The 8738-nt window shown below is 33.2% G+C and carries 8 protein-coding genes and 1 tRNA gene; 4 read left to right on the forward strand and 5 right to left on the reverse strand.

The window, feature by feature from the left end; all coding sequences use genetic code 11:
* Positions 1-333: 333 nt before the first annotated feature.
* Positions 334-1308 carry a 3-oxoacyl-[acyl-carrier-protein] synthase III C-terminal domain-containing protein gene (locus F928_RS05875; protein ID WP_005073003.1) on the reverse strand — a complete coding sequence of 325 codons (975 nt, stop codon included), beginning with the start codon at positions 1306-1308 and terminating at the stop codon, positions 334-336.
* Positions 1309-1528: 220 nt separating this feature from the next.
* Positions 1529-1999, reverse strand: coding sequence for a transcription elongation factor GreB (gene greB / locus F928_RS05880; RefSeq protein ID WP_017480520.1), 471 nt, complete (start codon positions 1997-1999; stop codon positions 1529-1531).
* A gap of 352 nt (positions 2000-2351) precedes the next feature.
* On the opposite strand from greB, the gene F928_RS05885 reads away from it, so the two are divergent.
* A tRNA-Ser gene (locus F928_RS05885) sits at positions 2352-2441 on the forward strand.
* Positions 2442-2887: 446 nt separating this feature from the next.
* Positions 2888-3766: a MetQ/NlpA family ABC transporter substrate-binding protein gene (gene plpA, locus F928_RS05890; RefSeq protein ID WP_002118503.1), complete on the forward strand. Its 879-nt coding sequence runs from the start codon at positions 2888-2890 to the stop codon at positions 3764-3766.
* 507 nt (positions 3767-4273) lie between these two features.
* Here the strand turns inward: plpA and F928_RS0103655 are convergent.
* Both F928_RS0103655 and F928_RS22725 read right to left on the reverse strand, forming a co-directional pair.
* Positions 4274-4756, reverse strand: coding sequence for a hypothetical protein (locus F928_RS0103655; RefSeq protein ID WP_005803882.1), 483 nt, complete (start codon positions 4754-4756; stop codon positions 4274-4276).
* A gap of 226 nt (positions 4757-4982) precedes the next feature.
* Complete coding sequence (locus F928_RS22725) at positions 4983-5285, reverse strand: hypothetical protein (protein WP_005073008.1); 303 nt, start codon at positions 5283-5285, stop codon at positions 4983-4985.
* A 739-nt stretch (positions 5286-6024) separates the two neighbouring features.
* On the opposite strand from F928_RS22725, the gene F928_RS05900 reads away from it, so the two are divergent.
* Entirely contained in the window at positions 6025-6597 is a 573-nt protein-coding gene (locus tag F928_RS05900) for a TetR/AcrR family transcriptional regulator (protein ID WP_005073010.1), read from the forward strand.
* 143 nt (positions 6598-6740) lie between these two features.
* On the opposite strand, the gene F928_RS05905 is transcribed toward F928_RS05900, so the two are convergent.
* On the reverse strand, positions 6741-7343 hold the full coding sequence (locus tag F928_RS05905) for a TetR/AcrR family transcriptional regulator (protein ID WP_005073012.1): 603 nt from the start codon (positions 7341-7343) through the stop codon (positions 6741-6743).
* A 111-nt stretch (positions 7344-7454) separates the two neighbouring features.
* Between F928_RS05905 and F928_RS05910 the strand changes: the two genes are divergently transcribed.
* Entirely contained in the window at positions 7455-8552 is a 1098-nt protein-coding gene (locus F928_RS05910) for an alkene reductase (protein ID WP_005073014.1), read from the forward strand.
* Positions 8553-8738: the final 186 nt, after the last annotated feature.

Below are 8738 nucleotides of genomic sequence, written 5' to 3' on the forward strand. Positions count from 1 at the left end.
CATAATATTGAAAAAAAGTAATGTCAAATTTTGTACAATTAAAACTTCGATATATCATCATAAACACATGAATTTCTTAAGGAAGAAAATTTATACACTTCTGATGTGAGAAAATAGGGTATAAAATGCTACATTTTGTAGCCATCGTGTTAGTACAACGTGAAATTTGATTTAGATACTAGGTAAATTGATATAAGTTAAATAATTGAAAATATAAAATAATTTAGTTTTGTTCTAATAAATTTAATTTGTTTATAATTAAATTGAAGTTAAAAGATACTTGTTAAAAAAGTATCTTTTAACTAAGGTAATATTTTTATAAGTTATTTTTCATTAAATCTTCCATAACATTACACCGGTCTGATAACCTGCTCCTAAAGACCAAAAAACAATAATATCGCCTTTATTTATAAGTGATTTTTCTAAACGTTTTTTATAGGCAATAAAAAAACTACTTACTCCTGTATACCCATATTGATCTCCAATATATTCAATTTTTTCAGTAGGTATATTGATTTTATCCTGAAGAATGTCAATATTAGATTTTGTAAATTGAGATAATAAAAAACAAGATATGTCTTCAATTTTTAAATTATTTTTCTTTAATAACTTTTCTAACGCGTCCGCAGCAAATTCCACGCTTTCTAAACCAGTAAATGGTGCCCAATGAATTTTTTGTTCCTTACTATGGTAATTCGTTAAACCATGAGGAGGAAAAACAATAGTTTTACAAAAACTACTATCTGTCTGATACATCCTGTCAATAATGCCTGAATCACCAGTATTTTTTTCAAGTATTATGGCTGCTGCTGCATCTCCTACAATTGTTGAAGGAATTGGTTGCTTTTCATCTCCGAGCATTGTTAGATGGTCAGATCCAATCACTAGTGCACGTTTGTAGCTCTCTTTAGACGCTAGTAAAACTGATGCCTGTTCAAGGGCAACAAACATTCCTAAACAATTAGCATTTATATCAAAGCATATACAGTCAGTTTTAATATTTAGTTCTGAATGAATAAGTAAAGCATTAGTTGGAGATAGATATTGTAATGTTGTAGAGGAAAAGATAATAATATCAATACTATCATGTGAAATATTATAATTTTTTAATAATTTTTTTGAAGCATGAATTGCCATTGTGAGAGCATTTTCTTCCTCATCAATAATTACATGCCTTTTATTTCTACCTACTTTTTCAAAAATTCTATTTAAAATGTCTTTATCTTCAAATTTATTTAAATAGTAATCATTATTTCTAATTGTTTCTGGATGATAGGTTGATATAGCAGAAATTTTTATACCTTTCATAGTTAAATAATCTCTTTATTATAAAAATAAAATTTTGTTTGGTTTTTAATCTATTATCGATGGCATTTTATTTATTTTTTTAATTTTAATTTTTATGTTTTTTATTTTTATACATGAGCTTATATAGGTGTATATTAAAAATCAATGAGCTATATTGATTTTCAATGACAATATAATTCAATATTATATTTCACTTAATTATATTGTAATAAAAATTAAATTATTGATAAGAGATGTTTGTTATATACCAAATCATTTTACCCTTAGGAGTTTGAACTTGTATTTCATCATCTATACTTTTACCTAAACAAGCTTTTGCCATAGGCGATTGCAAAGAAATATAATCCTTACGACCGTAAATTTCTTCATCGCCGACTATGCGAAATTTAATAGCTTCGCCTTCGTCATTTTCTAACTCAACCCATGCTCCAAAGTATGCTTTTCCGTCTTGTTCAGGGCTATATTCAACTTTATGTGCGACTTCAAATAGTTTGGTTAGGTATCTAATTCTACGATCAATTTCACGTAGTTTTCTTTTGTTGTAGTGATAGTCTGCATTTTCTGAGCGATCACCAAGACTGGCTGCCCATGACACAATTTTAGTAATCTCTGGACGTTCTTTTCTTACAAGATCATTTAACTCATCTTGTAATCGTTGATAACCTTCAGCCGTTAATAGTTTGCGATTCATCATATGGCCAAAACTTCTTTCATATAGATAGTTTCGTTAGAAACTACATCAGGAATTAAAACTTATCAGTAAGTGCAAAGGGCAGAATACCCTGAGTAAAGCGTAAAGCTTCTTATCTGTGTGAATATGTTATCAAAAAGATAGACGAATATCATTTAGTTATACCAAGAGTGTTCTGCTGTCAAAGATAGCTAAGAATCTCAAAAGAGAGTTTTGTTTAAGATGAAAAGTAGCAATAAGTAGATAAAAACTAAAAATTTAAGGTTTTTTGTTTTTATTTTGAGCATTTAGATGAAAACTTAAGTAAAAAGATTTGCCAACTTCAATTTTTATTTATATTATAGCGCTCGTTGGAAGCGTGGCAGAGCGGTTTAATGCACCGGTCTTGAAAACCGACGAGGGTGTGAGTCCTCCGTGAGTTCGAATCTCACCGCTTCCGCCAGATTCTTAAAAAGCCCTTGTTAATGACAAGGGCTTTTTTTTATACCTAGTGTCTACATTACAGTAAGATTTAGCTTAAATACTGCTAATAAATCCTGAAAATTTCATATAAATCAAACAAGTATATATTTTAATCAAAATTACTATATTTATATAATATATTTTTTATTTTCAATATCTTACCAATTAAGCTTCTATATATCAGAATCGAACAAGTTATTTGTAGAATATTCATTTATTGATATATGATGAGCCAATATTTAGAAACTGTTTCAAAACATAATTCTATTGTTCAGCGAGCAAGTTCAAGGAAGGAATGATGCTGAATTCAGTTTTCTAAACCCGATATCAGGAAATTATTTCCGCCCCAAAATTGTATTTTGACCCATTGGTTGGCAATGCCTGACTCTTTTGAAAGATAGGCGTTTCCTATTTTAGGATGTATCTATGAAAAAATTATTTAGTGTTCTGTTCAGCGCATCTGTTCTAACACTGACTGCATGTAATAAAGAACCTGCAAAAACTGAAAATACAGCATCAGCTAAAGACAAAACTGAGTCAGTTCGAACTATTAAATTGGTTTCAACAGGTTCAGACACTGACGTATGGAAATACGTTGCAACGCTTCCTGAAACTGCTCAAGCGGGCATTAAACTCGAAGTGACTAACCTGACTGACTATGTTGTATTGAATACATCTGTAGCAAGTGGCGAACAAGACGTAAATGCGTTCCAGTCATTTAACTATTTGGCAGCTTATAACTCTTCAAATACAGCTAAAGTTGCTGCTGTTGCGACAACTTATCTAGAGCCAATGGGTATTTATGCAAATAAAGTTAAATCTGTTGAAGAGTTCCCACAAGGCGCGACTATCGCGATTCCAAACGACACTGCTAACGAAGCGCGTGCTTTAACATTATTACAGTCTGCTAAACTGATTAAACTCAAACCAGACTTTGATCCTGTAAAAGGGACGACCAATGACGTCGTTGAAAACCCTAAAAACTTACAATTAAAACCAATTCAAATGACTACAGCAGTTCGTGTTAAAAACGATGTAGACGCAATTGTGTTGGGTAATACATTGGCACTTGAGGGTGGCCTCAATGTAATGAAAGATTCTATCTTCCGTGAGCCTATTGACCAGTCTACAAAGCTTTATGTGAATTTGTTGGGTGTTGCTGAAGCGAACAAAAACGACCCGATCTATACAAAACTTGGCGAACTTTACCACTTACCTAAAGTTCAAAAGTTTGTGAGCGAAAAATTCGGTGGCACAAAAGTTGAAGTGAACAAGCCTGTTTCTGAATTTGCAGACATCAAATAAGTAATTTTTAATTTAAAATTATTTTTAAAAGCTAAGTCTCGGTGATGGGGCTTAGCTTTTTATTTATTAGTTTAAGAATATTATTCTCTAGAAAAATAAATTGCTAACATAAGTATAAGAGTAATTAAAACTCCCACACCTACGCTGATAGTTACTAGTTCTAGATTAAATATCTCTTTCCATAAGCCATGTGCTCCCCAATCACCATCTATTCCTCGATTATTAGATTTACGGCCATAGGTAGCTGCTACACCAAAACCTAAAGTAGAAAACAAGAAACAAGCTAAAGTAAGTTTTAGAGGGTTAAACCTTGAAAATAAAGGGATTAATATTGTTGCAATAAATAATAGTCACAACAAAGGCGGTGATGATATGCTTCCAGTTATCCATAACTTCTCATTAAATTTTATTGTTTATAGCGTGTAGGAGAGAATACTTTCCTAGATATCGGTATATTTTATCTTGTATCAGTGGCGGAATATATAACAGGTGGCTGGATAAAAACCTCTAAGGCATAGAAATAGGAGTATATTTTCCTATTGGAAAGTTCCATCTTTTTAGATATGTGGTATAGCTGCACCATTCCTCAAAGCTAGATAATTTTACTTCTAGCCCCATTCCATCTTTCTCACAGCGATATACAGCCCAAGCCATATTTCTAGATTTATCAAATTTTAGTTCAACAAGTTTTGCTTCACTAAAACAGTTTTTTAAAGGAATCTGTAAAAGTCCATTTCCTGATTGATCTGGATGAAATAAATTGAGTTTTTTAGCTTCTAATAATTCTTCTTTTAATTCAGGGTAACGAATTACTGAGTAAGCGGTAGGGAAGCAATTTCTTCCTGGGCCACCATTCGGTGAGTTTTTCATTCTTTCTCCCCAATTGAGAACAAATTCTTTTGGAGATATCTCAGATTCTTTTTTATTAAAAAAATAAATAGCTGTAAGTGCTATAAGTAGACTACTCAATACTAATAAGATTATCTTCACCTATTCTTACCTTGTCTTTATAAGTTAAATTTTCCTAAAATACACAACACAGCTTATATCAGATATTTATATAGAACCACATTGAAATAGTTTGTTTTGGCTGTTTGCTTTATTTGTTTTTTAATAGATCAAAGCTATCAGGCTTAAATTTATATTAGTTTTAGAAAAACATTTACTAAATAACTTACCTAATCTATATTCTTTTTATCTGAAAAATTTATACATATTAAGTACCTTTCCGAAAAGCAAACATGAGAAAAATTATAAAATAGGTCGAGAAATACCCTTTTATAAAAATATGTCTTAAGCTTTCTTCAAAATAAAGAGGGTAATATTTTCTTATGAAAATAGAGAAAAAGATTGAAAAAATCATAAATAAAAAAATATAGAAGACTTTTGAAAACATTATATAATTTTCAGAAAATTCTTTTTTATTAAAAAATAGATTTGTTATTTTTTCTGTAAGAAAAATTGAGACTAGAGAAGTGAGTACTCCTAATATAATACTAAATAAAATTATATTTATCATTTAAATTCCTGCTTTTAAATAGTGAAATCATTTTTTATTTCCTGAATGAATCATTAAATATCAGAATATACTCTTTTTTAAGACTCTATTTCTATCCTAAAGAATTGAACAGCCTCCCAAGCCAATTTCTTTCCCCCTTTATAAACCCCCATTTAACAATAGCTCACTCATTATTTATCCTTACTTTTTAATGATCTAATTTAAAACAAATGTCATTTTGTGTGCTTGACTGCAATAGAACAGAGCACTATTCTTTGCCTGCTGGCCACATTGCCAGCCGGTTTTAGCAGACCGTGTATTATCTCCCGCATCAGAGTTTTTCCTTCTGAGGAATAGTCTTGTGTGGTGAACTACTCGTTCCTTTCCCGTTGCGGTAGGACGGGAGAGGGACACCTTCGGGTGTGCTAGTTTGAGATAATACTAGTCTGCTAACCCTTTCTCGTTCTGCCACCATAATTCTATAAATGTCTGGCAGAACTCCCAATAAAAAGGAGTTGGCTTTGCACATTCTTAATTTCTTGGCAGCCTTTGCCAAAGTTTATAACGACACAACTTAAACTTTTAAAGCAGTTTGATAGCGATTAGCGCTTTCAGGCTTTAATTCGTCGCGACCAAAAACTTAATCAACAATAAAACTTGAGATGTGCAAAACACAGTCTTAACGGCTTTGCTATGCCTTTTTTTCTCCCAAAAAAGTGTCTCGTTTACATACAACAATAATTTTTATAACGGTAAAACTATGCCAAATTTAGTGATCTCCCCACGTGCCATACAAGTCGTAAATAAATCAATTGATCTGTTTCACCATCATGGATTTCATACGGTTGGAATCGACAGAATTGTGAAAGAATCTCAAATTCCAAAAGCGACTTTTTATCATTATTTTCACTCTAAAGAACGCTTCGTTGATATCTGTCTCGTTGTGCAAAAAGAACGACTGCAAGACCAAGTGATGGCTATGATGGAATATGATTTGGAAACAACTGTATTGGATAAAATTAAGAAACTCTATTGGTTACATGCCGATATAGAAGGGCCTTATTACTTATTATTTAAGGCCATTTTCGAAACTAAAAATAGCTATCCAAACGCTTATCAAACTGCGGTGAGTTACAGAAAATGGCTCATCAATGAACTTTATAGCCAGCTCAGATTACTAAAAATAGAGGCATCATTTAATGATGCCAAAATACTCCTATATATGATTGAAGGAGCAATTATTCAGCTTTTAAGCGCACAGCAAACCGAGGAAAAGGAGAGCTTACTGAACTATTTTCTAAATAGTTTAACCAAGATGAAAATGTTGAGATGAGTGATTAGAAAACAATACAGACCTTCAAGGCGGGTGGTTATTGTCACTGGCCTATAAATTTAGTTGGCAGTTTTAAAGCACATCATTTTAATGAAAGAAGTTGAAACCAAACCAAATCATTTCAACTCTAAAATCATTAAAAATTAGTTTTTTAGAGCTTTTAAAGCTACTTCTACACTTTCGTATAGGTTTTGAATGGGCACGTTATCTTTTGCTTGAATCGTAATGCCAAACAGTATCATGCCAAAGTAATCTGCTAATACATCCAAGTTTAAGCTTTCAGCTACATCGCCATCTTTTTGACCTTGCTCAAGTCTTGCTTTGATGAGAGCAACAGTCTTTCTACGCTCATTACTTAAGATCTCTTGCACATTTTTACTTTCAGATGAACCTGATAATGCTGCTGATACGACTAAACAACCAGTTTTATCAGGCTTGCTATAAAATTGGTCAATCGTTCTGATTAACAAATTTTTAATGCCTTCTTGAGCTGTTAATGACTCTTGAAGTGCTTCAATTCGATAATTACCAAAACTTTTCACATAATAATCAACAGCTTCAATGAACAACTTTTCTTTATTTCCAAAAGAAGCATAGAGACTTGGCGGATTGATTTCCATCGCTTTTGTCAGGTCATTAATCGATGTTGCTTCATAACCATTTCGCCAAAATAGATTCATCGCTTTGTCTAATGCAGCATCTCGATCGAAATTACGAGGACGGCCACGACCTGCGGTTTTGTTCATTTTGCTCTCCATTTTGTATCAATCACTACAAAAAATCGTTGACTGTATTTTAGCATGATTATATAGTGATCACTACATAAATAATCTTATGCATATTTTAAGGGCTAAAAAATGAATCACAAATTATTTAATCCAGTGACTGTGGGCGATGTTGAACTCAATAATCGTATTGTTATGGCACCAATGACCAGATCAAGAGCAGCACAGCCTAACGATGTGCCGACCGAACTCAATGCACTTTATTATGGTCAACGTGCAAGTGCTGGTTTAATCATTACTGAAGGCACACAAGTTTCTGACGTAGGAAAAGGCTATTCTTTTACACCTGGTATTTATTCAGAAGAACAAATTCAAGGTTGGGCTTTAGCGACTCAAGCTGTACATGAAAAAGGCGGAAAAATTGCTGCTCAGTTATGGCATGTAGGCCGTATGTCGCATTCTTCATTGCACACTAATCATGAGCAACCGATTGCACCATCTGCAATTCAGGCCAAAGCATCTGTATTTATTGCCAATGAAAAAGGTGAAGGGGCCATGGTACCTGCCGAGATGCCAAGAGCAATGGATTTAGATGATATTCAAAACGTTAAACAGGAATTTATTCAAGCTGCTCAAAATGCTGTGAAAGCGGGTTTTGACCTAGTTGAAGTTCATGCTGCAAACGGTTATTTGTTTGACCAGTTCTTATCTACAGATGCGAACCAACGTACTGATAACTATGGTGGTTCTGTCGAAAATCGTGCACGTTTCTTATTAGAAACAGTCGATGCATTGATTGAGGCGATTGGTGCTGGTCGAGTAGGTGTGCGTTTATCACCTTGGGGAACCATTAATGGCATGACAGACCAACAACCCGAAGAAATTACGCTTTATTTAGCTGAACAATTACAAAAAAGAAATATCGCTTATATCCATTTGGCTGAGTGGGACATGCTTCCACATGGTGATACTTATCCAGTGGGTTTCAGAGAAAAACTCCGTTCATTGTTCACAAACACATTAATTGTTTGTGGAAATTACTCACTCGAAAGAGCCGAAACTATTCTTGATAAAGGGTTAGTAGATGCAGTGGCATTTGGTCGTCCTTTTATTTCCAACCCAGATTTAGTAGAGCGTTTACAGTCAGGTCATTCTTTGGCACCAGCAAAATCTGAATATTTCTATGGTGGCGATGCAACGGGTTATACCGACTATCCGACTGCTCAATAAGCTCACTCTATAAATCAAGGCTAAGAAAATGAACAAATTTTTTAAAGTAATGACTTTGTCCGCAGCAATTGGTGTATTGGGGTTGAGTCAAGCAAATGCAGAATATGACCCAAACTTAAAGTCGATAGATACACCACCAGCCGTTTCACAGCAAATGTTTAATAAAGTGAAATCTGAAGGGTTAGG

Source organism: Acinetobacter pittii ATCC 19004 = CIP 70.29 (genome assembly GCF_000369045.1).
In the GTDB taxonomy this organism is placed as follows: Bacteria; Pseudomonadota; Gammaproteobacteria; order Pseudomonadales; family Moraxellaceae; genus Acinetobacter; species Acinetobacter pittii.

What these genes read in the sequence shown, in the direction of transcription:
- F928_RS05905 (WP_005073012.1), bottom strand. Translation starts at nt 7,343, where the DNA reads ATGAACAAAACCGCAGGTCGTGGCCGTCCTCGTAATTTCGATCGAGAT.
- F928_RS05900 (WP_005073010.1), top strand. Translation starts at nt 6,025, where the DNA reads ATGCCAAATTTAGTGATCTCCCCACGTGCCATACAAGTCGTAAATAAA.
- plpA (WP_002118503.1), top strand. Translation starts at nt 2,888, where the DNA reads ATGAAAAAATTATTTAGTGTTCTGTTCAGCGCATCTGTTCTAACACTG.
- F928_RS05875 (WP_005073003.1), bottom strand. Translation starts at nt 1,308, where the DNA reads ATGAAAGGTATAAAAATTTCTGCTATATCAACCTATCATCCAGAAACA.
- greB (WP_017480520.1), bottom strand. Translation starts at nt 1,999, where the DNA reads ATGAATCGCAAACTATTAACGGCTGAAGGTTATCAACGATTACAAGAT.
- F928_RS22725 (WP_005073008.1), bottom strand. Translation starts at nt 5,285, where the DNA reads ATGATAAATATAATTTTATTTAGTATTATATTAGGAGTACTCACTTCT.
- F928_RS05910 (WP_005073014.1), top strand. Translation starts at nt 7,455, where the DNA reads ATGAATCACAAATTATTTAATCCAGTGACTGTGGGCGATGTTGAACTC.